The following is a 24,126-nucleotide window of genomic DNA, read 5'->3' as shown; positions in this document are numbered from 1 at the left end:
CATGAAAGGTATAATCCTAGCAGGAGGTTCAGGTACACGTCTCTACCCGCTAACCAAAGCAACGTCTAAACAGCTTATGCCCATCTATGATAAACCAATGATTTATTATCCGATGTCTGTTTTGATGTTGGCAGGAATCAAAGAAATTTTGATTATTTCTACACCACAAGATACCCCTCGCTTTCAAGAATTATTTGGCGATGGCCATGAACTTGGAATTCATCTCGAATATGCGGTTCAACCAAGCCCAGATGGATTGGCGCAAGCCTTCTTGATTGGCGAAGAATTTATTGGCAATGACAGTGTCTGTCTGATTCTCGGCGACAATATCTACTATGGTGGCGGCTTATCTAAAATGCTGCAACGTGCGGCTCAAAAAGAGCAAGGGGCAACGGTATTTGGGTATCATGTCACTGATCCAGAACGCTTTGGCGTGGTGGAATTTGACGAGCAAATGCAAGCTGTCTCCATCGAAGAAAAGCCAGCAGCACCAAAGTCCAGTTATGCAGTTACCGGTCTCTATTTTTATGACAACGAGGTGGTTGAGATTGCCAAACAAATCACTCCTTCTGAACGTGGCGAATTAGAAATCACCGATGTCAACCAAAGATACCTTGAATTAGGGAAACTATCGGTGGAAGTGATGGGCAGAGGGTTTGCCTGGTTGGATACGGGGACCCATGAATCTCTACTTGAAGCTTCAACGTTTATTGAAACCATTGAAAAACGGCAAAACTTAAAAGTGGCTTGTTTAGAAGAAATCGCTTATCGCATGGGCTACATTAGTCGTGAAGCGCTGATTGAATTAGCGCAACCATTAAAGAAAAATCAATATGGTCAATACCTATTGCACCTAGCAAGTGAGGAATAGAAATGGGAAAATTACGTATCACAAAAACAAACTTAACCGATGTTGTCTTGGTTGAACCAGCAGTCTTTGGTGATCACCGGGGCTTCTTTACCGAAAGTTATTCGCAAGAAGATTTCAAAGCCGCAGGCTTAGACTATGCGTTTGTGCAAGATAATCATTCCTTGTCAGTGGAAGCCGGCGTCTTACGGGGCTTACACTTTCAAAAAGGAGAGGCGGCCCAAACGAAATTGATTCGTGTCGTGACGGGAGCCGTGCTGGATGTAATTGTGGATATTCGCAAAGGAAGTCCGACCTATGGTCAATGGGAAGGGTATATTTTATCGGAAAGCAACCATCGTCAATTGTTGGTGCCAAAAGGATTTGCCCATGGCTTTGTTACATTGACACCGAATGTCAACTTTTTGTATAAATGCGACAACTATTACAATGCACAAGCCGATGCCGGCATTGCGTTTGACGATCCAGATCTGGCGATTGATTGGCCGATTGACAAAGAACAAGCGATTCTTTCGGAGAAAGATCAACACCATCCAACGTTAGAAGCGTTTGAAGCTGAAAACCCATTTGTTTACGGAGAAATTTAAGGAGTGTTCATAAAATGAAAAGAATCATCGTGACCGGCGGAGCTGGTTTTATCGGCTCCAATTTTGTTCATTATGTGGTCAATCACCAACCGGATGTTCATGTGACGGTTTTGGATAAATTGACGTATGCGGGAAACAAAGAAAATCTAGCCGGACTACCGGAAGACCGTGTGAAATTAGTGATAGGCGATATTGCCGATGCGGCATTAGTTGATGAGCTGGTCCAACAGGCCGATGCGGTGGTTCACTATGCCGCAGAGTCTCATAACGACAATTCATTAAAAGATCCCTTTCCTTTTGTCCAGACTAATTTGATCGGTACTTACACATTGATTGAAGCTTGTCGCAAACACCATGTTCGCTATCATCATGTTTCGACAGATGAAGTGTATGGCGATCTTCCTTTGCGGGAAGATTTACCAGGTCATGGGGAAGGGCCTGGCGAGAAGTTCACCGATAAAACCCCCTACAATCCTTCCAGTCCTTATTCGTCGACAAAAGCGGGATCGGATTTATTGGTCAAGGCATGGGTTCGGTCCTTCGGACTTCAAGCTACACTCTCTAACTGTTCCAATAATTATGGCCCCTATCAACACATTGAGAAGTTTATCCCTCGACAAATCACCAATGTATTAAGTGGGATTCGCCCCAAGCTTTATGGCGACGGGAAAAATGTGCGTGATTGGATTCATACTAACGACCATTCTTCCGCGGTCTGGGCAATTTTGACTAAAGGAACCATTGGGGAAACATATTTGATCGGCGCCGATGGAGAAGAAGACAATAAAACAGTGATTGAAATGATTCTTGAATTGATGGGGAAATCAAAGGATGCCTATGATCATGTCAATGATCGTCCTGGTCATGATTTGCGCTATGCCATCGATGCAACAAAATTAAGAGAAGAATTAGGCTGGACGCCAGAATTTACTAACTTTAAAGATGGGCTGGCGGATACGATTGAATGGTACAAAAACAATCGTTCGTGGTGGCAAGCAGAAAAAGAACAAGTTGAAGAAACCTATGCCCAACAGGGACAATAATCTGTAGGATGAAAGCAGGAGGATTCCTGCTTTTTTCGAAAGGAAGCGAAATAAAATGTATTTAATTACTGGTGGCAACGGTCAGCTAGGTACCGAATTACGCCATTTATTGGATGAAACGGGTGTTGCATATGTCTCAACTGATTCCCAGGAAATGGACATTACAGATGCAAAAGCAACGATGACAAAGATCCAAGAAATCAAACCCAAGGTTATTTTTCACTGTGCGGCGTACACAGCCGTTGATCAAGCAGAAGATGAAGGAAAAATGCTAGACGAAAAAATCAATGTCGAGGGAACCCGAAATGTGGCTCAAGCAGCTAAAGCGGTGGGAGCTACACTTGTTTACATCAGTACCGACTATGTCTTTGATGGGACGAAAAAAGAGGGGGAATACCGTGTCGATGACCCAGTGAACCCTCAAAATGAGTATGGCAGAACTAAATTATTAGGCGAACAAGCGGTTCAAGAAATATTGAATGACTACTATATCATTCGTACTTCTTGGGTCTTTGGGCAATATGGTCATAATTTTGTTTACACGTTGCAACGATTAGCAAAAGATCATGAGACATTGACCGTAGTGAATGATCAATTCGGACGCCCTACTTGGACGCGGACATTGGCAGAATTTATGAAGTATGCGATTGATCAAAAAGCACCTACCGGGATTTATCACTTGTCAAATGACAATCATTGTTCCTGGTATGAATTTGCGAAAGAGATCTTGAAAGAGACTGCAGTAGAAGTAAAACCGGTGACTTCAGAGCAATATCCGCAAAAAGCCAAAAGACCACAATATTCAGTGATGGATCTATCAAAAGCCAAAGCGATTGGCTTTGAAATTCCAACATGGCAAGAAGCACTTCACTTTATGTTGAAGTAAGGAATTGTTTTTATTACAATTCTAAAAACTTTTTTTAGGTCAAAGATTTAGCCATTTTTCGTTGTAGAATCAAAACTCTATCTCTTTCGATTAAGTCACTTTAGGTTCATAGATTACTCTATAGGAAGTTGTGATTAAACATTATAAAAAGATTTAGTTTATTTTATAACGCTGTATTACATTGGTCTACAAAGCTATTTTGACCCTATAAAATTGAAAAAATGAGGGAAGACAGTCACCAAATAACCGTCTTTTATTAACTCAAAGCCTAAAAACACCACCCCTAAGAAGATACTCCGTATCTTCTTTTTCTTTCCCGAAAAAATCCCCTCAAAAAACTCCACGAAAACGTATGTTCCCTCTTGCCAAAAGGTAACGCTTTCTATATGATGAAATGGAATAGAAACCAAATAAAAAAGGCACTTTCTACGGGTGTTGGCGCACCTGTAGAAAGCCCTGATCAGTCACCAAGTTTACACAGCTGACCAATCAAGTTGCCATAGTTGTTTCCCGAAGGAACCAACGTGTTTATTTTACCGAAAGTTGATAGCGATTACTAGTCGCTTTGTGCAATTTTTTGAAATTTTCACGTTTTTCCTGAGGTTTATTTCGCTATGTCAAAGGCATTGGACACGCTGGTCTGATGCCTTTTTTGCTGTTTCTTGATCGAGGGGTTTTCATGGGAATGGGACGCTGTTTCGTTATTGGAAGCTGCTTTTGTTGGCGGATCAAGAAATGCTTTCATCCTAGGTAAAAAGCAAGATTTGGTTTCTATTCGCCTTTCATCTTTCACTGTTGGTATTGATAGAATTAGAAACGGAGGAAAAAATATGTCAGTGATCCAGGCGTTGATCATCTCAATTTGGGTGGCGTTGATTCAAGCCCGCTTCTTCGGGTATGCAGGCTTGAATTTGCGTTTTAGTCCGCTTATGACGAGTTTATTTGTCGGTGTCGTTCTGGGAGATGTTGCCCAAGGGGTAACGGTTGGTGCAGCTATCCAATTGATTTCTATGGGTCAGATTGCGCCAGGCGGCCAGATGGCAACAGAACCGGCTGTCTCGGGAACTGTGGCTACAGCAGTCGCTATCTTGGGTAATCTAGAGCCGACAGCGGCAGTAGCAATCGCGATTCCCGTCGGAATTCTAGGAAGTTATTTATATACATTAAAAATTATCGTGAATTCTTTTGTGACCAAATACATTGATCGGGTGGTCAATAATCTGGAGGACAAGAAATTTACTTTTGCAATCGGTCTGTTGCCAACCCTATTGACGATGCTGACTCATGTGCCGGTATTGTTTATCGCTTTATATTTCGGGGCAGATTCGATAGCTAATGTTGTGACACAATTGGAAGGCACGGTTGTCTTTCATATACTGGATGTTGTCGCCAGTGCGTTAGCAGCTGTTGGGATCGCGATTTTGATTCGGATCATTGGTCAAAAGACCGATATGTTCTTTTTCTTTTTGGCATTCTTCTTAACGATTATTTTGAAAGATTTAGGAATCACCATGGTTACTTGGGCTGTCCTGGGTATTGTGACTGCAGGTATTTACACCATGATTATGATCAATGCAAAGGAGGCAGCCTAGATGGATGCAGAGAATACTATGACTGAAAACAATGGACTGACTAAAAAGGAACTGAACCAGATTTGGAATCGCTGGTACTGGATGAACGAGATCCCTCGCACCTATGAGCGACAAGTAGCACCAGCGTTGATGTATGCATTGACGCCTCTGCTCAAAAAAATCTATAAAGATCCTGAAGACTTGCGGGATGCCTACAATCGGCACTTGACCTTTTGGAACACTGATGCGATCTGGGGCGGCAGTACCATTTCTGGGATCACTGCATCTCTGGAAGAACAGCGGGCCAAAGAGTTGGCAGAAACAGGTTCTGAGCAGACCGTTTCAACAGAATTGATCGAAGCAACGAAAGTCGGGTTGATGGGGCCAATGGCAGGGATCGGGGATTCCATTAATAATGGCACGTTGCAGTATCTATTGATTGCGATTGCACTGCCTTGGGCTGCAGATGGTTTGTGGTTCGGTGCGGTTATTCCCTGGATCGTCTTTTCTGTTGTGACGTATCTCTATGGCCGTGCATTTGTCCACTTTAGTTATCGGTTAGGGAGGCAAGCGGCTCGAGAACTGATTGCCGGAACAAGAGCCAATTTAATCATGAAAGCGTTGACGATTCTTGGTATGTTCATGATGGGAGTGACGGCGGCACGGTTTGTGACGATTCAATCTTCATTATCTTTTGTCCTGTCAGAAAGAGAATTTGCTTTACAGAGTATTCTGGACTCTATCTTGCCAGGCATCTTACCACTTTCACTGGTCATGGGCTTGTACTTCTACTTTGAAAAGAAGGGTCTGAATGTACTAAAAGGGATGTTATTGTTGACTGTTATCGTTGGATTGCTGGCAGCGATCGGAATTTTATAAATCAGAAAGAGGGTGTCACAAATGGGGAAAATTACTTTTGCTCGAGTAGATAGTCGCTTGATTCATGGTCAGATCGTGACAAAGTGGGCCAAGTCTTCGGGTGCGAATACGATTTATATTATCGATGACGCGGTGCGTTCCGATGATTTTTCGATGGATATTTATATGGCTTCAGGAAAACGTTACGGTTTTCAAGTGAAGGTATACAGCATAGCGGAAGCGCTGGCAGCTTGGGAAGCCAATCAGTTCGGTGCAGATAAAGTATTTGCTTTGTTCAAAACGGTAGCAACAGCGATCAAGTGTTTGGAGTTGGGGTTACCGTTACCTTGTTTGAATCTAGGCGGCACGCCAAAAAGACAAGCGGCCGAGTTCTTCATCAAAAATGTTGCCCTAACCGAGACAGAGTTGGAACAATTGCGTCAATTATCAGCTGAAAAGGACATCAAGATTTATGCGCAAACGGTTCCTGAAGCAGCGAAGAAATCGATTTAGGGGGGACGTCGATGAAAAAAATTGCAGTAGTCAATTCAAAAAGTTTTGGTAAGTTTTTTCCGGAACATATCCAACGACTGCAAGCATTTGGCGAAGTGGACTTTCATCTGTTTGAACCAACGATTAAAGGGGCACAACTAGCTGAGGCACTCAGGGACTATCAGTGCATTATCGCTAGTGTCACGCCAACTTTCGATCGTACGTTTTTTCAGAATACACCAAAGCTTGGGCTGCTTTGCCGTCATGGTCTAGGGGTCGATAATGTAGACCTTAGTGCTGCAACCGAAAATCAGGTACTGGTGACCAAAGTTTTAGGACCAATCGAACGGCAAGCGGTAGCAGAACATGCGATTGCTTTGTTAATGAACGAACTTCGTAAGATCAATAAAGGGCAGCGGCTGATCAAAAATGATGAGTGGCACTTGCGGTCGAGCTGTAATAGTTTTGAACTCAAGCACGCAACGGTCGGTGTGATTGGCTATGGCAATATCGGCTCCAAGGTTGGCCAGATTCTGCATGAAGGCTTTGGTGCTGAAGTGCTAGTCTATGATCCTTATAAGTCTGCTGAAGACATTCACAAAGCAAAAGGAAAAAAAGTATCTTTGCCGGAATTATTGTCAGAAGCGGATGTCATCACACTTCACTGCAATCTTTCAGATGAAAACCAACAGATGCTGTCCGAAGCAGCTTTTGATCAAATGAAGCAGCATGTCTTGCTGATCAATACTGCACGTGGGGAATTGGTGGATGAAGCAGCTTTGATCCGTGCGTTGGCTAGAAAAGAAATTTCCGGTTATGCTGCCGATGTCTTTTGTCAGGAACCGTTAGAGCCTACGCATCCATTACTGGCTTTTGAAAATGTCACATTGACCCCTCATATCGGTGCGTATACTTCTGAAAGTTTATCCGGAATGGGAGATCATGTAGTGACGAATATTGAGCGCTTTTTTGCGCAACTAGAACCCTTTGATCTGGTGAATGAAAGGAGTTGGTCGGTATGATTGGTATGCAAATTATTTCTCATGGCGAACTCAGCCAAGGGATCGTTCATTCGTTACAAATGATCATTGGTGAGACACAGCAGATGGCGTTCGACACACTTGCTGAAAATGAAGAGGTCGACAGTTTCCGTCAAAAAATTTTAGATCAAAGTCGCAAGCTGGATAGGGGGCATGGGGTCTTGGTATTTGTCGATATGTTTGGAGCAACGCCTTACAACTGTGCTTATTATAATTCACAATTTTTTGACCCTAACCATTATCAGATCGTTGCCGGGTTCAATCTGCCGTTAGTGATTGAAGCAATCATGCAACGTGAACAGATGTCTTTGTCACAATTAGTCGCACATTTGCGTCAGGCAGCGATCGACACGATTGTCTTTCAAGACAAATATGAGTGAAGAGAAAGTGAGGCAGTCTATGTATACGGCATTAATGATGCGTCCCGAGGACAATGTTGCCATGGTTTTGCAACCAACGTCGGCGGAATCATCCGTGAAGATTGTTAATCAAGCGACCTTAAATGAATTCCTGATTGTCCAGTCTATTGACAGCTACCATAAATTTTCTGTAAAAGATATTGAATCTGGCGAAGAGATTATCAAATATGGCGAAGTGATAGGGATTGCTACAGCAGCGATTACCAAAGGTGAACATGTGCATACACATAATGTGAGGAGCATCAGAGTCTAATGAAACCAATAATGGGTTATAAACGATCCGATGGGCAATATGGAATCCGCAACAAAATTTTAGTCATTGCGACAGTGGGCTGTGCCAATGAAACTGCACGCCGTCTGGCTGAACGAATTGCCGGCACGGTCTTTATCCCAGCTGGAAAAGGCTGTGGTCAAATTGGAGATGCAGTAGAAATCACCAAACGAACGTTGACGGGATTTGTCTTAAATCCCAATGTCTATGGGGCAGTCTTTGTCGGGTTAGGCTGTGAGACGATTCAGCCTCACGAAATGGTGGCTCGGGTTCAGAAGGTATCAGACAAACCGGTCTACTCTTTTAGCATCCAGGAAGAAGGCGGGACAACAAAAACAATCGCGACAGTCGTTCCTTTATTAGAAAGACTGGTAGGCGCGGCTGCCCGGATTGTGAGGGAACCCGTTGAACTATCTGCTCTTACTTTAGCGACCAATTGTGGCGGCAGTGATGCAACCAGTGGGTTATCCGTCAATCCTGCTTTGGGAGTTGCGACAGAACTTTTGGTAGCTGCAGGCGGTCGATCGATCCTGGGAGAAACGACAGAATTGATCGGTACAGAGCATATCTTGATTCGTCGTGCCAAAAACCAACAAGTCAAACGGGATATTCAGACTATCATTGGCGGTCTCGAAAAACAATTTGAACGTCTCCAAGTAGATATTCGAGGAGCAAATCCTTCACCTGGTAATCAAAAAGGTGGTTTGACGACACTTGAAGAAAAATCGTTAGGCGCAATCATGAAAGCAGGACACGCCACGATCAATCAAGTCGTCAAATATGGAGAGATCGCCACTGAAAAAGGGTTGATCATCATGGATACTCCAGGATACGATATTGAATCTGTGACGGGTAATGATCAAGATTACCGGTAATCATGAGACGTATCAACGAATGACCGAACATATGGATCTTGAATTATCTGCGATCATTACCGGCGAAATGTCTATCAAGGAAGGTGGCGAAAGAATCCTTTCTGAGATGATCGCAGTGGCAAATGGAAAACGAACTGCAGCGGAGAAATTAGGCTTTCAGGAGCTAGCGATTTATCGCAACAATGAAGTCTGGGGCTGTGATTTATAAAACAGCCCCAACTAAATACTGCTAAACATCCTATCTAGGTGATTTAGCAGTTGCTATTAAGCCGATCGTACTTTTGAAAAACTGTCACTTTTAGCAATCGTCATTACTGCAATAAAAAAGAAATATCACGGAAGTACAATCAAGAAAGAACTGTTATCGAAAAACGATGTAGCGCCCTCCAGAAGTTAGCTGTTTCAGCTATCCTATAGAGGGCGCTCTCTTACGAATAGATTCTTGAAGAAACGTGTGAGAGTGCCTTTTCGGATAGAGAACGGATTTCTTCGTGAAAAAATTGTCTAGAGAGGCGACCCAAATGAGTCTATCTTCTTTGAAACAATAAATGGGTTAGGATTTTAGTATAAACCGGTATATTTTAGTATCATTTAAGCCCTAAACTTTTTATAATTGGATGAAGCGGTTACAAACAAGCATTGATGTCATTGATCAAAAAGAAAGATTCCAAGTTGATAATAGGAGGAATAGCATGTTAGCTAACAGTGAGCCATTACAGCAATTGATGGATTTAATTGAAATCCCCGTTTTAGTCCAAGAGAAAGTGAACGCAGCCATAGAGGAGCTGCAAGAACAAGAGATGATTACTAGTGTACATAAATTGCTCGATCCAGTAACAGCTTCAGCAGAAGCCAAGTGGTTATCCCAACTGTACAAAGAGGAGTCGATGAAGGAATTGGCGATCCATTTGTATGCAGCGACCATCAGCTGGAAACATATTTATCAACCGCTGCAAATTCCTCATGAGATTTATTTGGCTACGATGAGGGCATTTACTCGATTCTTAAAAGAAACGAAACAAGCCGATAATCAGGATGTGTTTGATCGTGGATTTTGGACATGGCGGTATTTGTGCGGATTAGAATTTAGGATCGATCAGCTAGAATTTGAAATGATCGCCGCTGATCATAAGAGCAAAGCACCACAACTTGAAGGTCAAGCCTATCTTTCTCTTCACATCCCTTCAGATGCGAAACTGGTTCATGAGCAAGTCCAAGAAAATTATCAGTCAGCCAGAATGTTTTTTGAAACCTACTTTCCTGCATACGCTTCAGCACCAATTGTGACGGATACTTGGCTGCTTTCGCCCAAGTTGAAAGAATGGCTGCCAGCAACTTCCAACCTCGTTTTGTTTGGAAATGACTACGAACTGCTGTTGACAGAACCAGAAAAAAATGACGGCGTACTCTGGCTCTTCAATACTATTTCTAACGATGTCAGCAAGTATCCCGAAAACACCACCTTACAAAAAGCAGCGAAAGCATGGCTGTTAGCAGGGAATGCGATTGGATCGGCTGTAGGACGATTGAAATAGTTTTTTCGAAGCAGAAGGACGGCGATTATCGCTAAAGTGGATGCGAGTGTTACAGGGAAACTAAGTATGATCGTGTTCGTTTGATAGTTGCTGTGAAAGAAGAGACATAACAGGAGTTTCCTGAAGAACTAAAAAAGCAAAGACCTGGAAATCAGAAAGAGATTCCAGGTCTTTTCTGCTAAGTAGAGGTATACCAGACACATTTATTCTGTGTCGGAATGGCGTCAGTAGAAGGCTATCTTTTAAAAAAAATAATTATTCAGTATAATAGAACCGAAGTACGTAGCACTAATGCGTAAGGAAAAGGGAAAGTCAATGAGAATAAAGAAAAAAATCAGAGAATATCATACACCGTTCGCAAGAGTAGCCGATAAAAGACTGGAATTAACGCTATCATCAGAGACGATTGCAGAAAAGAAAAATTTTTATAATGTATTGTTTAACGACGACCGTATCGGCGACGTTATGCAGCGGGAGTTTCTTTTGCAGGAAGGCAAGAAACCTGTTGCTTTGCTGAAATCGTGGATACCAGTCGATTATTTGGTAGAAAGAAAAAATGCTGATGTAGAATTATTAGTAGACCAGTCAAAAGGGGTATCTAGTATTAGAAAAGAGATTGCCCTGTCATGGCCGAATGAAATCGAGGCACAGCAACTGCAGATCATTGGAGACAGTCAAGTGCTGATTGAAAAAACCTTTTTTTTGGATCAAGATAAAACGATCATCCGCTACGAAGAAGAAATCTCTGATCCAGATGCGTATTTGTTTGAGGAGTGAGACAATGGGAAAGTTTTTGTACTTAGAAGCCAAAAGAAAAATTGTTGAGATGATTCAAGGCGGCGACTTTGGTTCAAATGATAAGATCCTGAGTGAGCGTGAATTGGCAGATATCTTAGGGTATAGTCGGATGACAGTTAAAAAAGCCATTGGTTCCCTGGTAGAAGATGGCGTTCTTTATAAAAAGCGGGGCGCGGGAACTTTTCTATCCAATGAGGGACATTCCAATCGTTTTGAGGTTGGAGACGAGTCGCCGCTATCTTTGACACAGGGGATTCGAATCAAAGGAATGGAGTCTAGCAGTTTTGTTGAATCCTTCAAACTGGTTTACGATGATCCGGAGTTGATGGCTGTCTTTCCAGAATACTTTGAGTTTTTTGAATTGATCCGGGTGCGGGAGGCTAATGAAGACAAAGTATCCTTGCAAATTGCCTATTTCCCTTTTCGTTTATTTAAAGATGCTCATCGCTATGATTTTGGTAGTTTTTCACTCTATGACTATATGGAATACAAAAATAAACGACCTGTCAAATTCAAGAAACAGTTTTATGCTAGCCGAGTGGAAGACGAAAAACAGTTCAGCAAAATCAATATGCGGCCTGGAGAATACGTCTTATGTATTGAATATTATGGCTATACTGATCAGAATGAGTTGGTGGAATATACAAAATCTTTTTTTAATCCAGAAAAAATAACCTTCAATGTAGAGACCGACTATTAAGTGGTTCTAAAATTGGTTGCTAAAAAAGACCTATTCAAGAAATTGGTCTTTTTTTTGTTGTTTTTCTATCGAATGGGTTCTATTATCTAGTTGTAAGTAATTGGGAAACGATTACAGATGAAAGGAGAAGACACATGAAAATTGTTTTGGCGAGTCATTCTAATTTAGCGCAAGGCATGAAAGATACGGCTGAATTTATTATGGGGAAGCAAGAAAATCTATCTGCGATCACCGCCTATGTTGATGAGAAGGTTGACTTTTCGGCACAGCTTACAGCGTTGATCTCAGAAATGGCAGAGGAACCAATCATATTTATCAGTGATCTGCTTGGAGGGAGCGTCAACCGTGTGATCACTGAAACAATTGCAGGAAAAGAGAACCAATTTCTAATTGCAGGGATGAATTTGCCATTGGTATTAGAAATTGTTTCAATGAGTTTTTCTGCAGAACCAGCAAAGATTAAGGAACAACTCCAGCAAGTGATTGTAACCGCTACAAGTGGTGTCAAATTGATTGAAGTAAATCCAGATCGACCAGATGAAGACGAATTTTAAGGGAGAGAGTCAACATGATCAAAATGACAAGAATTGATTACCGTTTATTACATGGACAAGTAGCATTTGCGTGGACAAAAAATTTGTCTGCCAATGCGATTTTGATTGCAAATGACAACGTAGTGAACGACTCATTTAGAAAGCAAACATTGAATTTGGCAAAACCTAATGATACGAAATTGATATTTAAAAGCATTGACGATTCAATTGCTGCGATTAAAAGCGGTGTCACAGATAAATACAATGTGTTCATCGTTGTAGAAAATGTTCATGATGCCTACCGATTGGCAAAAGGAACTCCGGAAATCAACAAAATCAATTTAGGGTTATCCGCAAAGCGTGACGATAGCAAGAACATTGCGAAAGCAGTCTATGTCACAGATGAGGAAATCAAAGAACTAACGGAACTGGAAAATTCTGGCATCGAAATCTTAGTTAAACAAGCACCAAATGATGCCAATATAGAATTCAGATCGTTAGTTTAGCCGAAGGGAGTAAGGATGATGATTGTTCAAACAATTGGTATTTTTATTATTGCACTAATAGCAAATATGCAGGATTTTCTAGGTTCTTCCTTCATTGGTCGTCCCTTAGTCACAGGATTATTTGTTGGGTTATTATTTGGGGACGTGACCCAAGGCTTGATCATGGGCGCAACCTTAGAATTGGCCTTTCTAGGTTTGATGGGCGTCGGCGCCACTGTGCCGCCGGATGAAATCATCGGCGGAATCTTGGCTACCGCACTTGTTTTAAAAAATGGTTATGGTGTCGATGTGGCATTGACACTTGTCTTGCCGATCGCAGCTTTAGGATTAGCCATCAAAAACATTTTATATGTTGTGATCTTTCCGGCAATGACTCATAAAGCTGATCACTTGATTGAAGAAGGCAAGATCAAAGAAGCGGCCAATATGCATTTATGGGCATCTTTCACTCGGATTGGATTGATGACAGTCGTGACTACTGTTGCCTATGTAATCGGCAGCGGTACAGTCGATAAAATTTTGAAATTAATACCACAAGCTTTTATTGATGGGATGAATATTGCAACCAATATTCTGCCTGCTGTCGGATTTGCTATGTTGATCAACATGACTTTCTCTAAAAAAGTGGCACCCTTCTTTTTCTTAGGTTTCGTTTGTGCCGCGTACTTGAAATTAGATATGATCGCAACTGCAATGATTGGCGCTATTTTTGCAGGCATCATGTACATCATTTTTGATGCGATCCAAAAAAACAAAGGGCAAGTGATGACGGATGGGGAGGAACAATATGATGACTTCTAAAAAAATCGCAAAGAAAGATTTGATGGGCGTCTTTTGGCGATCAATGCCGATGGAAGCTTCATTCAACTATGAACGGATGATGAGTTTAGCGTTTGCCTATACGATGGGCGGCGTGATTCAAAAACTTTATCCAGACAAAGATGATCAGAAAAAAGCAATGAAAAGACACATGGAATTCTTTAACTGTACATCAGCGACTTCTCCATTCATTGCAGGTGTTGCTGCTTCAATGGAAGAAAAGAAAGCAAATGATCCTTCTTTTGATGAATCTTCTATCAATGCCATGAAAGCTGGATTAATGGGCCCTATCTCAGGTATCGGTGATTCGATCTTCTGGGGAAGTTTGCGGATCATTGCCAGCGGTATCGGGATTTCATTAGCGAAACAAGGAAGTATTCTTGGTCCGATTTTGTTTCTGCTCGTATTTAACATCCCGAATGTTCTCGTTCGTTATTTCGGTACCATGTGGGGCTATAAAGCCGGGGTTTCTTTTATTGACAAGATGTCAAGCGGATTGATGGATAATATCACTTATGCAATCAATATTCTGGGAAATACCGTAATCGGTGGGATGGTCGCTTCAATGGTGATCATCAATATCCCAGTGAAATTGACCAGCGGTAAAGATGCGCAAACGATCCAAGGATTGCTAGACTCGATGATGCCAGCCTTATTGCCGTTACTGATCACATTCCTATTCTGCCGTTTGTTGAAAAAGGATGTCAAAGTCTTCTATATCTTATTGGCAATTCTAGCTGTAAGTATTTTAGGGGCGGTATTCGGATTTTTAGCGGTATAAAAAAGGAGAGAAACTCATGCCATTTGTAAAAGAACAATTTATTAGCAACTATTCTCAAGTGATCGATCAATTAGATGCGGTGAAAGAAACAGCTGACGAAATGAAGCAGCAGAAATTTACTAAGATCTTCTTGATGGGTTGTGGGGGAACGTTCACCAAATTTGTCGGATTAAGACCACTATTATTTGAAAAATTATCTGTGCCATTTTTGATTGTCAGCCCGGAAGAGTTGCTAAGCCTTTATTTTGATCAAATCGATGATCAAACATTGATCATTGCTGGTACAAAGACGGGTTCTACGCAAGAGATTCTTGATACACTTGGGAAAGTGCATCAAGTTTATCCTGAAACAACGATTTATGGGTTTATCGGTGATGATGACACACTTTTGGATGGAGCGGATATTCTTGATTACCGGACGAGCTCTGTTGATACAGATGTCCATTTGGTTCTGTTCGGCTGGTTCATTGAGTGCTATACTCAAATGGATCAAGACAAACTGGTTAAGATGCGAAAAGAAATTCTCCAACTTGGCACATTTGTCGGAGAAGCCATCGCTGGGGCCAAAGAATTCGCGCAACAACTGATTGCGACTGCCGATGTGGCGAAACCGCAAATGTGGGTGACATCTGGACGTTTATGGGGTGAAGTTTGTTGCTTCTGTAACTATATTTTGGAAGAAATTCAATGGATCCAAGCTCAGCCGATCCATTCTTCTGAATTTTTCCATGGTCCATTCGAAATGGTGGCCGAGGATTACCAAGTCAACTTGATTATGAACGCTGATTCTAATCGTGACCAAGATCAACGGGTGGAACGCTTTATTGCTTCTCACTCTGCGCAAGCTAAAACGGTTGATTTAAATGAGTTTGGGTTGGATCGTTTTTCAAAAGAAACACAGAAATTTTTGATGCCGTGGTTTTTGAATCACTTCTTTGATCTATTATTGACTGTCTATACAGAAAAAACTGGAAAGAGTGCTAAAACACGCAGATATTATCGGAAAGTAGCGTATTAAAAATGAAACAAGAACTGTTCGAATTTCTTTGCTTGTATTTTCCTCGGATTTTTACTCAGAAGCAGAAAAAAGCTTTTCGGCAATGGCTCGGTAAGTATTTAACTGAAGCTACAAATTGTCAGCAATCAGGAAACTATTTCTTCAGAGAAAATGCTACTTACACATTGATCATTGATATCTCGACACCAGAATGGTTTCCTTGGGGGAAAGACCATCTGACAAGAGAAAGTCGGTTACGCTATATCAAAGTTTTGGGGATGATAAAAATAGCTTTGATTTTAGCCGGGGCTCTAGGTATCTTTGCGGTCACAAAAATGATTGGTGAGCAGCAGTGGTTATGGTCCAGTGCGATGGTATTGGTAGTAGGCGGAGTATTGCTTTTAGGATTTGGCCTGCCGCACCGTTATAATTTTTCTAAATTAGCGACGCTGGCAACGGTGATCAATCAATTCATTCAAGACGAGCATTCCAATTTGTTCATTGTCGATTCAGAGATTCAGCTGTATGCTTCAGTATCATCACAAATAACGACAAAGACGATCAGTTCAGTAGATGATTTATACATTGGGGAACAATCTGGATACCATCAAGAGGCTACCGGGCAAAAACACTATTTTAGTTTTACGCAAGTAGCTGGAACGACCTTTATCCCTAACAAGCAGCGGCAAAAGTCGGATGTACCCCCCAAGACGTTCTATGAAGATTTCGCTGCGTTTCGGGAAGTAGATTGAAATGAAACCTAAGATCCAATTCTAAAAGATTCAATGGGGGAGCACATGGTAAAGGGAATTATTTTTGATTTTGATGGTACGCTTGTGGATACCGAGGAAGTTGCTTATCAAGCAGTAAAGCAATACCTTCGTGACACCTACCAGGTAACCTATACAAGGAGAGATTACCAAAAAAGTATTGGTTCAGCAGACGGGGTGTTTTATCAACACTTAGAAAAGTCTCTAGGGAAGCCCGTCGATGTAGAAGCCATTGAAGCATGTTTTACTCAAGCACAGAAAACGAAGTATCCTGAGGTGCCATTGCGGGAAGGCATTGCAGAAGTTATCCAGTATGGCAAAAAGAACCAGTTGAAGCTAGCGATCGTCTCTAATTCAAGGAAAGCAGAATTGATGCATTTCTTTGCTCATCATCAAGAGTTGATGTCTGTTTTTGATCTTATCCTCACCCGGGATGATGTGAAGGAAGGCAAGCCAGCTCCTGAGGGATATCAGAAATGTCTTGCACAGTTGGCATTGTCAGAAGAAGAAGTTATTGCACTGGAGGATAGTCCAACCGGGGTGACGGCCGCTTTAAGTGCGGGCTTGAAAGTATTGGCTTATCCCAATGCTTTTACCACCGGAATGGTTTTTCCTGAAGAAGCGATGGTAGTAGCTGCAGCTGATTTGGCAGCTAGGCGATTCATCTGATTTTGTCGAACGTCAAATGAAACTCCAACGAAGGTAGATGAATGTTCAATGATTGAGCATTCATCTACCTTTTTTTGCAAAAAATTCTTATCTGTTTTTTCCTCATGAAAAGATACAAAAAGCAATTTACGATTCATGCGGGAATCTAACAAGTTGATTGCAACGAGATGTCAGAATTTTGCATCCAGATGTTTTTCCTGTGATTCTGCCCAAAAGCAGCAAAATATTCGGTATGCTAGTAGAAATGAAAAGTAGGATTCAAAAGGAGATAGCATGAAAAAACTGGAAAAATTGATAGTCGCAAGCTCATTGGTGTGGATAGGTTTCCCATTGGTTGCAAACGCAGAGGATGTCGATCGTCAAATTCAACAACAAACCCAGCGAATCAATGAAATCAAAGGGGAATCTGCTTCAATAGAAGCGTTCAAACAAAAGACGGAAGCGGAGATCCAACAACTTGAATCTGAAATGGATTCGATTTTGGCGTCAAAGGCCAGCACAGAGCAAAAGGTCAACAAAATCGCGGTTGAAATCAAGGAATTGGAGGAAAAAATCGCCAAACGGAAAGAAACACTGGCGAATCAAGCAAGAGATATTCAAGTTTCAGAACCTTCGAATGCCATGATGACGACATTACTTGATGCTGACTCACTAGGTGAAGCAATTCAACGAGCCATTGCTTCTGTCACCATCATGAATGCCAGCAATAGTATCGTTGAGCAACAGCAAAAAGACATCGAGACAAGTATCAAGCTCGAAAAAGAACTAGAAGAAAAACTATCCGAAATTGAAACTCATGCGAGCGAGCTGCAACAAAAGCAAGGGGAGCTTGCGGATGTACGATTGAATCAGGATGTGGCATTGGCCGACTTACGATTGTCTCTGAATCAAGAAGAGAGCAAAAAGTCTGATTTGGAAGCAGAAAAAGCGGCTGCTGAAAAGAAACGGGAAGAAACACTGAAACAATTAGCAGCAGAAAAAGCGTTAGCTGCAGAAGCTAAGAAACAAGCACAAGCTGAGGCAAAAAAAACTCAGGAACAAGCGAAAAAACAAGTAGCCGCTAAAGCAGCGGTCTCTCAAGAAAAAGAGTCGGCAAAAGAAACCGGCACAGAAGCAACGACATACGCTAATGCTTCTACACCAATCAATGAAGAGACCAACATTGAAGAAACAAGTAAAAAAGAAACCAATCAAGATACTGATCAAGAAACACCGGAGCTTGCTAGTGGAAATCAAACAAGCGGTTGGTCTTTACCGGTCGATTCTGTCCATATCTCGAGTCGTTTTGGATACCGTACAGATCCAACGGGCTCTTCCGGCAACCAGCACAATGGGATCGACTTTACCGGCAGCAGTGGAACACCGATTTATGCGATTCAAGGTGGGAAAGTGGTAGAAGCCGGTTATGGTCCGTCCACAGGAAATTATGTGATCATAAAGCATCCGAATGGCATCTATAGTTATTACATGCACTTCAATGCATTGCCTGCTGTTAGTAGCGGTCAAAGTGTCACAGCACGTCAATACCTTGGTGGAATGGGAACAACTGGAAATTCGACTGGTGTCCATCTACATTTGGGAATGGCGACAGGACTATGGTCAGGCTTCTTTGACCCTGCGTCTGAATTAGGCCTCTAATAAAAAAAGCAGCGGCTGCTTGCAGTGATCCGAAAAGTTGGACCAAAAGTCAACTTTTCGGACACACTTCATTTTTGCCGCTGTTTTTTATTATGGTCATTGCTTGCTGTCCTCTTTTGAGAAAAGAAAGGCATTTCAGGCATTGCATCAGCCAACTGCCGATGGGTTCAGCTGACTTGCGGTTTCGCTTGCGGATCTTGCTTCGAAGATCAGTTGCTCTACTCGGCTAAACCTTCTAACAACGCTAGCCATCGCTCAGCGAGCTGCTCACTGCTGCATGTAACTGTAAATGATTCTTTCCCTGTCATTTCGACATAGATCTCTGTCTCTGAAATTTTAACGATACGCATACTAGTTTTCCTCCTTCGCAGCATTCCACCACTATTTTCTTAAAGTAATTTTTTCTTAAAGCACTACTTTCTTAAAGCACTATCTTCTTAGAGCACTATTTTCTTAAACTAGTGCTTTTTTGTTTCTCAAAAATAAAATACGCTAAAAGATCAAAAAAATTTTTTCTTTTGAATTTCTTCTAAATTTTCTGTAGCTGCTCCTTTCAGAAGCAAAAGCGTTGGTAAGAGGGAAATTTGACCAAATGCACTCATTTTTGGCGCATTTTTTGTTGGCTTTCTTCTGCATAGAGATCTTGATAAATCAGACTAAAACTTCCTCGTTTGCCGGGCAGATCATGAAAATGAAGATCTTCTAGTAAGTGGTTGGTGAGGGGAGAAAAAGAAAGTTCCAAAAACTCAGTGAGGCTAGTGTTCGCCCGAGGCAGTTGATAGCTATGTTCTCGTTTGATAATGCCGTGAGCAAGGAAACTGATCAGCATGGTTTGCTTTAAGCGGCGGGACTCAACCAAACAGGGGAAAGAGAACTGATTGTGCAGTTCAATGAACAGCTGCGGTCCAGAAGCGGACAAAGTCATGATTTTTCCAGGGTTCACCCAAATCGTGTCTTTTTTGGTCGCGTTTGTTAGGGGTAGCAAGCTATATTCACTAGTCGCACAAGGAATCTTGTATTGACGTTTGATATTCGACTGGCTGAATAAATGGTACAGTGTATCTTTGAAAAGCGCGTACTCATAAAAATGGAAATGGAGAAGAATCTGTTTGATGATAGGAAATGGCGGCTGTGGAAGAAGTGAACAATAGTCTTGATAAATGATCAAAGAATGCGTGCGATCATCATGAACAAAAGGCAGAATGGCAAAAATTTCTTTCTCGAAGTCAATTGTCATGGTTGGACGGATCAAAGCAGCAAGTTCCTGGCAAGTGGCCTGATCACTAGAATTGAGGAATCGTTTACATTTTGGATCAAAGGACAGACGATAAGGATCAAGTTTATTCGAACTTATAGGGGAGTAGCATCTCTTCATAGAAAAACTCCTTCATTTTAGATACTTCAACTATAAAATTATCTGACTATTTTTGCAATAAAAAGTGCATAATTCAAATGATTTATTGATTTTTGATAAAAATAGTCACTTCCTCTTTTTGCTATGGTTAATGTACCCGCGGGAACACCAAGCAAAAGGAGGAATACAATGAAAGAATGGCACACACTGATGGCTTCTTATGAGCGCCTCTTTTACAAAGTGCTGATTCGGGCGGGCATCTTCCCCAGTCATCCAGATTTTGAAGATTATTTGCAAGAGTTGCGACTCATGCTCTTTGAGCGCGCACGAAGGTATCCTGATGAAGGGATCTTTCGCAACGAAAATGAAGTGAATTATCTATTTGGCTTTTTGCTATGGCGAGTGATTGATTTACAACGAAAAAGTAATCGTCAAAAACAACTGATTCAAGCAATCGCATCAGAGCAGGAAGAAACGATTGATCTGAAAGAAGACATCGACAATCATCTATTGCTGATGCAATTCTGGGCATTTCTGAAACCGAAAGAACGACAAATGTGGCTTGATTGGGTCAATCAAGAGGGATCAAAACAGTCTCGCTATTATTATCGTCAGAAGTTGAGAGCCCGTTGGCAGCAATTTATTCACGAGGAGACGACAAGCAGCAAAAAATAGGTGTTCTATTTAGTCAGAATAAAAGTGAAGGACCCAGACAGGAGCTTTCTTACTCGTTCCTCTTGTATCGTGCAGCTTCTTTTTGTAAACTGAAATCAAGGAACAAAAGGCACCTTTTGTCTAAACTGTTCTCGCATTATCGACAGGTAATGACAGTTTTTCTTGGTACTTGATAAACTCCTTTTATGTTGACCATGATTTGGTGCCTTAAGTTCTAATTGAATGAGAAGCGTCTTTTTTTCAAATCATATTAACAGCAATCGTCGAATAAAGCGGTCTTCGAATGGAAGAGGCCGCTTTTTTTCGTCAATTCGCGACTTAAAAAGGCGCTTTTTTTGGTCAGACTATTTCTAGAATACGGTGGATATTTTGGTAGTCAAAAACAGCAACATAGGCTATACTTTGGCTATCATCATACGATATGTATGGCAAAGACCGATTGCCTTGACTGATCACTTGCAAAGCGGGAGTATCAAAAAGCAAGTGGGGCAAACCAGCAAACGATTTGCTAGTGAATAGACGTTGGTCAATAGGAGGAATGAATGATGGGGAAAATTGATATTTCCAATCTGACACGAGATTATGGCAATGGCAAAGGAATTTTTGACCTGTCATTTTCTGTGGAAGCAGGAGCGTTTGGTTTTCTGGGTCCTAATGGCGCTGGGAAGACCACAACGATCCGTCATCTAATGGGGTTCATCAAACCTCAAAGCGGCAACTGTTTGATCAATGGGATGAATTGCTGGCAGCAACGAGAACAAATCCAAAGAAATTTAGGCTACATTCCTGGCGAAATGACTTTTTTTGATGATATGACCGGAAGCGAATTTATTAAATTTATCGCAAAGTATCGGGGAAATACTGAAAATGGACGGGCCAAAGAATTACTTGATCGATTTGAGTTAGATCCGAACGGCAAGATCAAAAAAATGAGTAAAGGGATGAAACAAAAAATTGGCATCGTTGTGGCTTTCATGCACGACCCAGAGATCTTGATTTTGGATGAGCCTACTAGTGGCTTAGATCCCTTGATGCAGTCACGTTTTATTGATTTAATCACTGAAGAAAAAAAGCGCGGCAAAACCATCCTCATGTCTAGCCACATGTTTGAAGAAGTTGAGCGGACCTGTGATCGAATTGGCATCATTCGTGCCGGAAAATTAGTTGCGTTGGATTCCACCGACACATTAAGAGAAAAACATCTGCGTCGTTATACCGTCACTTTGCCAAATGAACAACTGGCGGCAGCCTTTGCAGCAGATTTCAATGGAGAAATCGATCCGGCACAACCTAGTCAAGTTCAAGTCAGTACGAGTCAAACATTGGAACAGATTTTTATGGATTATTATGGAGGTGAAGAGAAATGATCAATTTCACCCTTTACAAACGCGAATTGCGCCGCAGCATCCTGACGCTTGTGATTTTTGGTGCCGTCATGACCCTCTACATCTCAATCATTGTCAGTATGTACAATCCAGAAATGATGCAGTCTCTTGAAGAAATGCGCAAGATGCTGCCGGAGTTGATGTCAGCCGTCGGCATGAAAGCCGGCGCTAACTCATTATTGGGTTTCATGTCTTCTTACCTCTATGGTTTTATTTTAATCATTTTTCCAATGGTATTCTCGATTCTTCGAGGGAATGCATTGATTGCCAAATATGTGGACAGTAATGCGATGGTGGCCCTTTTGGCAGCACCCATCAAACGGAGAACGATTGTCATGACGCAGATGTCGGTTCTTTTAACGGGTATTTTCTTTTTGATCATCTATGGCACTGCATTAGAGATCCTTTGCGGATTACAATTTAAAGGAGAACTCGAGATTCCCAAACTGTTGCTGCTGAATGGTGGGTTGCTTTGTTTGCAGTTGTTTATCGCAGGAATCTCTTTCTTAGCTTCTTGTGTTTTTAATGATTCAAAATACAGTATTGCTGTTGGCGGTGGGATACCAGCATTAATGTACGTCTTACAGATGCTTGCCAACACCGGCGGAAATGCAGAAAAAGTAAAGTATTTTACTTTCTTTACATTGTTTGATCCAGATGCTTTGATCGCAGGAGATCGTAGTGGTCTCATCGGAATCTTTGTCCTATTGATTGGAGCGTGTATCCTGTTCGTGGCATCGGGCATGGTCTTTTGTAAGAAAGATCTTCATATTTAGTGTACAAGCAAAAAACAATCACTCCAATCCTGTATTTGGAGTGATTGTTTGTTTTACCCTTGTGCAGCTTTGCCTGTATAAGAATAAAATTAATTGTTTTTCTCCGCAACAAAAGCATCGACTTCCGCTAGATACAACTTCTTCTCTTCTTCTGGTAACCAAGCAATCTCAAAGGCATTTCTGACCAATTGAATGATTTGGTCCTCTGTTAGCTGATAATTTTTGCTCAATGCATAAAGGTCGTCAGAAATATAGCTTTGGAAATAAGCTGGGTCATCTGAATTGATCGTCACTTTGACGCCTTTTGCCAATAACTCGATGATTTCTTTTCCCTTCATATCATCCACGACGAAACTGTTGGAGACAGGGCAACACGTCAATCCGATTTGGTGCGTCCGCACATAATCGACTAACCGTTCATCTTCTACGATATTTGTTCCATGATCGATTCGTTCCACTTGGATTTCTTCAATGACTTGGCGAATGTGTTCGATCGAATCTTCCTGATCAATGTCGCAGTGCATCGTCAAATGAAATCCAGCGGCTTTTGCTTTTTCAAAGACTTTTTTGAACTTCAGTGGTGGATTGCCTTTTTCATCCGAATCAAGCCCGATCCCCAAAATCTTATCTTTAAAAGGTAGTGCTTGTTCTAAGGTTTCTGCTGCTGATTCAGCAGAAAAATCCCGTAAGAAGCACATAATTAGGGCACTTCGTACACCAATTTGTTCACTTTCTTGTGTCGCTCGATAATAGCCGTTGATGACGGTTTCAAAAGAAATACCGCGAGAGGTATGGGCTTGCGGATCAAAAAAAACTTCAGCATAAGTTACGTGATGTTCGGCAGCTTTCTTGAAGTAAGCCATTGCCAATTCATAAAAATCTTCTTCTGTTTGGAGGACATTCATCGCTGGATAATAAATGTTCAAAAAAGAAGGCAAGGAGTCGAACTGATAACTTGCTTCCACCTCTTCGATTGTTGATTGACCAATATCAATTTGATTTTTTTGTGCCAATCGTAATTTCAAATCAGGCTCCAATGTTCCTTCTAAATGCAGATGGAGTTCAGCTTTGGGAATTTCTTTGATAAATTCGTAGGTTACTTCTTTTGCCATAATTTTCGTCTTTCTCCTTTTAAAGTAAGTATTTTGCACCAAAAACCTTTTTTTATAACTTGAAAAGCGAACATCTTGTTGAATCAACATTCCTTTTATTCATTTTTAACATAAAATCCCCGTTTTCACAAGAGCAAAACTTTGCTGGAAGATACCTGAATAGTCCTT

Annotated in this window: 29 protein-coding genes; 26 read left to right on the top strand and 3 right to left on the bottom strand. The window is 41.5% G+C overall.

The window, feature by feature from the left end; all coding sequences use genetic code 11:
* Nucleotide 1: 1 nt before the first annotated feature.
* From rfbA to HED61_RS13125, 23 genes are all read left to right on the top strand, one after another.
* Nucleotides 2–871: a glucose-1-phosphate thymidylyltransferase RfbA gene (gene rfbA, locus HED61_RS13230; RefSeq protein ID WP_219644962.1), complete on the top strand. Its 870-nt coding sequence runs from the start codon at nucleotides 2–4 to the stop codon at nucleotides 869–871.
* A 2-nt stretch (nucleotides 872–873) separates the two neighbouring features.
* On the top strand, nucleotides 874–1,455 hold the full coding sequence (rfbC, locus tag HED61_RS13225) for a dTDP-4-dehydrorhamnose 3,5-epimerase (protein WP_103299555.1): 582 nt from the start codon (nucleotides 874–876) through the stop codon (nucleotides 1,453–1,455).
* A gap of 14 nt (nucleotides 1,456–1,469) precedes the next feature.
* Complete coding sequence (gene rfbB, locus HED61_RS13220) at nucleotides 1,470–2,498, top strand: dTDP-glucose 4,6-dehydratase (protein ID WP_103299556.1); 1,029 nt, start codon at nucleotides 1,470–1,472, stop codon at nucleotides 2,496–2,498.
* A 55-nt stretch (nucleotides 2,499–2,553) separates the two neighbouring features.
* The gene (gene rfbD, locus HED61_RS13215) at nucleotides 2,554–3,384 is read left to right on the top strand and encodes a dTDP-4-dehydrorhamnose reductase (protein ID WP_219644963.1); all 831 of its coding nucleotides are present in this window, start codon (nucleotides 2,554–2,556) and stop codon (nucleotides 3,382–3,384) included.
* An 830-nt stretch (nucleotides 3,385–4,214) separates the two neighbouring features.
* Nucleotides 4,215–4,976 (top strand): PTS sugar transporter subunit IIC, encoded by a 762-nt coding sequence (locus tag HED61_RS13210; RefSeq protein WP_034707002.1) that lies wholly within the window; start codon nucleotides 4,215–4,217, stop codon nucleotides 4,974–4,976.
* Nucleotides 4,977–5,834 (top strand): PTS system mannose/fructose/sorbose family transporter subunit IID, encoded by an 858-nt coding sequence (locus tag HED61_RS13205; protein ID WP_156247910.1) that lies wholly within the window; start codon nucleotides 4,977–4,979, stop codon nucleotides 5,832–5,834.
* Between the two features lie 21 nt (nucleotides 5,835–5,855).
* A complete protein-coding gene (locus HED61_RS13200; protein WP_005470998.1) occupies nucleotides 5,856–6,326 on the top strand; it encodes a PTS sugar transporter subunit IIB in 471 nt (156 codons plus the stop codon).
* Nucleotides 6,327–6,337: 11 nt separating this feature from the next.
* Nucleotides 6,338–7,327: a D-isomer specific 2-hydroxyacid dehydrogenase family protein gene (locus HED61_RS13195; protein ID WP_219644964.1), complete on the top strand. Its 990-nt coding sequence runs from the start codon at nucleotides 6,338–6,340 to the stop codon at nucleotides 7,325–7,327.
* Nucleotides 7,324–7,725: a PTS sugar transporter subunit IIA gene (locus tag HED61_RS13190; RefSeq protein ID WP_003126065.1), complete on the top strand. Its 402-nt coding sequence runs from the start codon at nucleotides 7,324–7,326 to the stop codon at nucleotides 7,723–7,725. The genes HED61_RS13195 and HED61_RS13190 overlap by 4 nt, the downstream gene beginning before the upstream one ends.
* A 19-nt stretch (nucleotides 7,726–7,744) precedes the next feature.
* The gene (locus HED61_RS13185; RefSeq protein ID WP_234981394.1) at nucleotides 7,745–8,017 is read left to right on the top strand and encodes a UxaA family hydrolase; all 273 of its coding nucleotides are present in this window, start codon (nucleotides 7,745–7,747) and stop codon (nucleotides 8,015–8,017) included.
* Complete coding sequence (locus HED61_RS13180; protein ID WP_258015125.1) at nucleotides 8,017–8,910, top strand: UxaA family hydrolase; 894 nt, start codon at nucleotides 8,017–8,019, stop codon at nucleotides 8,908–8,910. The genes HED61_RS13185 and HED61_RS13180 overlap by 1 nt, the downstream gene beginning before the upstream one ends.
* Entirely contained in the window at nucleotides 8,891–9,118 is a 228-nt protein-coding gene (locus HED61_RS16935) for a UxaA family hydrolase (RefSeq protein WP_258015126.1), read from the top strand. The genes HED61_RS13180 and HED61_RS16935 overlap by 20 nt, the downstream gene beginning before the upstream one ends.
* Nucleotides 9,119–9,602: 484 nt before the next feature.
* Entirely contained in the window at nucleotides 9,603–10,445 is an 843-nt protein-coding gene (locus HED61_RS13175; RefSeq protein WP_219644966.1) for an acyltransferase domain-containing protein, read from the top strand.
* Between the two features lie 315 nt (nucleotides 10,446–10,760).
* The gene (locus HED61_RS13170) at nucleotides 10,761–11,222 is read left to right on the top strand and encodes a hypothetical protein (RefSeq protein ID WP_034704255.1); all 462 of its coding nucleotides are present in this window, start codon (nucleotides 10,761–10,763) and stop codon (nucleotides 11,220–11,222) included.
* Between the two features lie 4 nt (nucleotides 11,223–11,226).
* Nucleotides 11,227–11,943, top strand: coding sequence for a GntR family transcriptional regulator (locus HED61_RS13165; protein ID WP_034704258.1), 717 nt, complete (start codon nucleotides 11,227–11,229; stop codon nucleotides 11,941–11,943).
* A 134-nt stretch (nucleotides 11,944–12,077) separates the two neighbouring features.
* Nucleotides 12,078–12,497 (top strand): PTS sugar transporter subunit IIA, encoded by a 420-nt coding sequence (locus HED61_RS13160; RefSeq protein ID WP_103299569.1) that lies wholly within the window; start codon nucleotides 12,078–12,080, stop codon nucleotides 12,495–12,497.
* 14 nt (nucleotides 12,498–12,511) lie between these two features.
* Nucleotides 12,512–12,982, top strand: coding sequence for a PTS sugar transporter subunit IIB (locus tag HED61_RS13155; RefSeq protein WP_002343746.1), 471 nt, complete (start codon nucleotides 12,512–12,514; stop codon nucleotides 12,980–12,982).
* Between the two features lie 18 nt (nucleotides 12,983–13,000).
* Nucleotides 13,001–13,783 (top strand): PTS mannose/fructose/sorbose/N-acetylgalactosamine transporter subunit IIC, encoded by a 783-nt coding sequence (locus HED61_RS13150; protein ID WP_034704263.1) that lies wholly within the window; start codon nucleotides 13,001–13,003, stop codon nucleotides 13,781–13,783.
* Nucleotides 13,773–14,582, top strand: a complete 810-nt coding sequence (locus tag HED61_RS13145) for a PTS system mannose/fructose/sorbose family transporter subunit IID (protein WP_003126076.1) — start codon at nucleotides 13,773–13,775, stop codon at nucleotides 14,580–14,582. Before HED61_RS13150 ends, HED61_RS13145 begins: the two co-directional genes overlap by 11 nt.
* Before the next feature lie 16 nt (nucleotides 14,583–14,598).
* The gene (locus tag HED61_RS13140; protein ID WP_219644967.1) at nucleotides 14,599–15,600 is read left to right on the top strand and encodes an SIS domain-containing protein; all 1,002 of its coding nucleotides are present in this window, start codon (nucleotides 14,599–14,601) and stop codon (nucleotides 15,598–15,600) included.
* 2 nt (nucleotides 15,601–15,602) lie between these two features.
* Entirely contained in the window at nucleotides 15,603–16,331 is a 729-nt protein-coding gene (locus tag HED61_RS13135; RefSeq protein ID WP_219644968.1) for a hypothetical protein, read from the top strand.
* Between the two features lie 45 nt (nucleotides 16,332–16,376).
* Nucleotides 16,377–17,018 carry an HAD family hydrolase gene (locus HED61_RS13130; protein WP_002343741.1) on the top strand — a complete coding sequence of 214 codons (642 nt, stop codon included), beginning with the start codon at nucleotides 16,377–16,379 and terminating at the stop codon, nucleotides 17,016–17,018.
* Between the two features lie 273 nt (nucleotides 17,019–17,291).
* Nucleotides 17,292–18,656, top strand: coding sequence for a peptidoglycan DD-metalloendopeptidase family protein (locus HED61_RS13125; protein WP_219644969.1), 1,365 nt, complete (start codon nucleotides 17,292–17,294; stop codon nucleotides 18,654–18,656).
* Between the two features lie 218 nt (nucleotides 18,657–18,874).
* On the opposite strand, the gene HED61_RS16930 is transcribed toward HED61_RS13125, so the two are convergent.
* On the bottom strand, nucleotides 18,875–19,006 hold the full coding sequence (locus HED61_RS16930; protein ID WP_005471013.1) for a hypothetical protein: 132 nt from the start codon (nucleotides 19,004–19,006) through the stop codon (nucleotides 18,875–18,877).
* 248 nt (nucleotides 19,007–19,254) lie between these two features.
* Nucleotides 19,255–20,031: a hypothetical protein gene (locus HED61_RS13120; RefSeq protein ID WP_219644970.1), complete on the bottom strand. Its 777-nt coding sequence runs from the start codon at nucleotides 20,029–20,031 to the stop codon at nucleotides 19,255–19,257.
* Between the two features lie 168 nt (nucleotides 20,032–20,199).
* On the opposite strand from HED61_RS13120, the gene HED61_RS13115 reads away from it, so the two are divergent.
* The 3 genes from HED61_RS13115 (at nucleotide 20,200) to HED61_RS13105 (ending at nucleotide 22,846) form a co-directional block, all read left to right on the top strand.
* A complete protein-coding gene (locus HED61_RS13115) occupies nucleotides 20,200–20,685 on the top strand; it encodes a sigma-70 RNA polymerase sigma factor region 4 domain-containing protein (RefSeq protein ID WP_021150014.1) in 486 nt (161 codons plus the stop codon).
* 542 nt (nucleotides 20,686–21,227) lie between these two features.
* Nucleotides 21,228–22,052, top strand: coding sequence for an ABC transporter ATP-binding protein (locus HED61_RS13110; protein ID WP_197081165.1), 825 nt, complete (start codon nucleotides 21,228–21,230; stop codon nucleotides 22,050–22,052).
* Entirely contained in the window at nucleotides 22,049–22,846 is a 798-nt protein-coding gene (locus tag HED61_RS13105) for an ABC transporter permease subunit (RefSeq protein WP_003126093.1), read from the top strand. The genes HED61_RS13110 and HED61_RS13105 overlap by 4 nt, the downstream gene beginning before the upstream one ends.
* A gap of 89 nt (nucleotides 22,847–22,935) precedes the next feature.
* Here the strand turns inward: HED61_RS13105 and add are convergent, their stop codons facing one another.
* Nucleotides 22,936–23,958: an adenosine deaminase gene (add, locus tag HED61_RS13100; protein WP_003126094.1), complete on the bottom strand. Its 1,023-nt coding sequence runs from the start codon at nucleotides 23,956–23,958 to the stop codon at nucleotides 22,936–22,938.
* Between the last annotated feature and the right edge of the window lie 168 nt (nucleotides 23,959–24,126).

Origin of the sequence: Enterococcus gallinarum (assembly GCF_021496385.1) — a bacterium.
Taxonomy (GTDB): domain Bacteria; phylum Bacillota; class Bacilli; order Lactobacillales; family Enterococcaceae; genus Enterococcus_D; species Enterococcus_D gallinarum.
The sequence above is the reverse complement of the archived record's forward strand: the minus strand, read 5'-3'. Positions and strand labels throughout refer to the sequence as shown.

Bases quoted from the DNA above. Each gene is read 5' to 3' on its own strand.
- rfbA (WP_219644962.1), top strand. From the start codon at position 2: ATGAAAGGTATAATCCTAGCAGGAGGTTCAGGTACACGTCTCTACCCG.
- rfbC (WP_103299555.1), top strand. From the start codon at position 874: ATGGGAAAATTACGTATCACAAAAACAAACTTAACCGATGTTGTCTTG.
- rfbB (WP_103299556.1), top strand. From the start codon at position 1,470: ATGAAAAGAATCATCGTGACCGGCGGAGCTGGTTTTATCGGCTCCAAT.
- rfbD (WP_219644963.1), top strand. From the start codon at position 2,554: ATGTATTTAATTACTGGTGGCAACGGTCAGCTAGGTACCGAATTACGC.
- HED61_RS13210 (WP_034707002.1), top strand. From the start codon at position 4,215: ATGTCAGTGATCCAGGCGTTGATCATCTCAATTTGGGTGGCGTTGATT.
- HED61_RS13205 (WP_156247910.1), top strand. From the start codon at position 4,977: ATGGATGCAGAGAATACTATGACTGAAAACAATGGACTGACTAAAAAG.
- HED61_RS13200 (WP_005470998.1), top strand. From the start codon at position 5,856: ATGGGGAAAATTACTTTTGCTCGAGTAGATAGTCGCTTGATTCATGGT.
- HED61_RS13195 (WP_219644964.1), top strand. From the start codon at position 6,338: ATGAAAAAAATTGCAGTAGTCAATTCAAAAAGTTTTGGTAAGTTTTTT.
- HED61_RS13190 (WP_003126065.1), top strand. From the start codon at position 7,324: ATGATTGGTATGCAAATTATTTCTCATGGCGAACTCAGCCAAGGGATC.
- HED61_RS13185 (WP_234981394.1), top strand. From the start codon at position 7,745: ATGTATACGGCATTAATGATGCGTCCCGAGGACAATGTTGCCATGGTT.
- HED61_RS13180 (WP_258015125.1), top strand. From the start codon at position 8,017: ATGAAACCAATAATGGGTTATAAACGATCCGATGGGCAATATGGAATC.
- HED61_RS16935 (WP_258015126.1), top strand. From the start codon at position 8,891: ATGATCAAGATTACCGGTAATCATGAGACGTATCAACGAATGACCGAA.
- HED61_RS13175 (WP_219644966.1), top strand. From the start codon at position 9,603: ATGTTAGCTAACAGTGAGCCATTACAGCAATTGATGGATTTAATTGAA.
- HED61_RS13170 (WP_034704255.1), top strand. From the start codon at position 10,761: ATGAGAATAAAGAAAAAAATCAGAGAATATCATACACCGTTCGCAAGA.
- HED61_RS13165 (WP_034704258.1), top strand. From the start codon at position 11,227: ATGGGAAAGTTTTTGTACTTAGAAGCCAAAAGAAAAATTGTTGAGATG.
- HED61_RS13160 (WP_103299569.1), top strand. From the start codon at position 12,078: ATGAAAATTGTTTTGGCGAGTCATTCTAATTTAGCGCAAGGCATGAAA.
- HED61_RS13155 (WP_002343746.1), top strand. From the start codon at position 12,512: ATGATCAAAATGACAAGAATTGATTACCGTTTATTACATGGACAAGTA.
- HED61_RS13150 (WP_034704263.1), top strand. From the start codon at position 13,001: ATGATTGTTCAAACAATTGGTATTTTTATTATTGCACTAATAGCAAAT.
- HED61_RS13145 (WP_003126076.1), top strand. From the start codon at position 13,773: ATGACTTCTAAAAAAATCGCAAAGAAAGATTTGATGGGCGTCTTTTGG.
- HED61_RS13140 (WP_219644967.1), top strand. From the start codon at position 14,599: ATGCCATTTGTAAAAGAACAATTTATTAGCAACTATTCTCAAGTGATC.
- HED61_RS13135 (WP_219644968.1), top strand. From the start codon at position 15,603: ATGAAACAAGAACTGTTCGAATTTCTTTGCTTGTATTTTCCTCGGATT.
- HED61_RS13130 (WP_002343741.1), top strand. From the start codon at position 16,377: ATGGTAAAGGGAATTATTTTTGATTTTGATGGTACGCTTGTGGATACC.
- HED61_RS13125 (WP_219644969.1), top strand. From the start codon at position 17,292: ATGAAAAAACTGGAAAAATTGATAGTCGCAAGCTCATTGGTGTGGATA.
- HED61_RS16930 (WP_005471013.1), bottom strand. From the start codon at position 19,006: ATGCGTATCGTTAAAATTTCAGAGACAGAGATCTATGTCGAAATGACA.
- HED61_RS13120 (WP_219644970.1), bottom strand. From the start codon at position 20,031: ATGAAGAGATGCTACTCCCCTATAAGTTCGAATAAACTTGATCCTTAT.
- HED61_RS13115 (WP_021150014.1), top strand. From the start codon at position 20,200: ATGAAAGAATGGCACACACTGATGGCTTCTTATGAGCGCCTCTTTTAC.
- HED61_RS13110 (WP_197081165.1), top strand. From the start codon at position 21,228: ATGATGGGGAAAATTGATATTTCCAATCTGACACGAGATTATGGCAAT.
- HED61_RS13105 (WP_003126093.1), top strand. From the start codon at position 22,049: ATGATCAATTTCACCCTTTACAAACGCGAATTGCGCCGCAGCATCCTG.
- add (WP_003126094.1), bottom strand. From the start codon at position 23,958: ATGGCAAAAGAAGTAACCTACGAATTTATCAAAGAAATTCCCAAAGCT.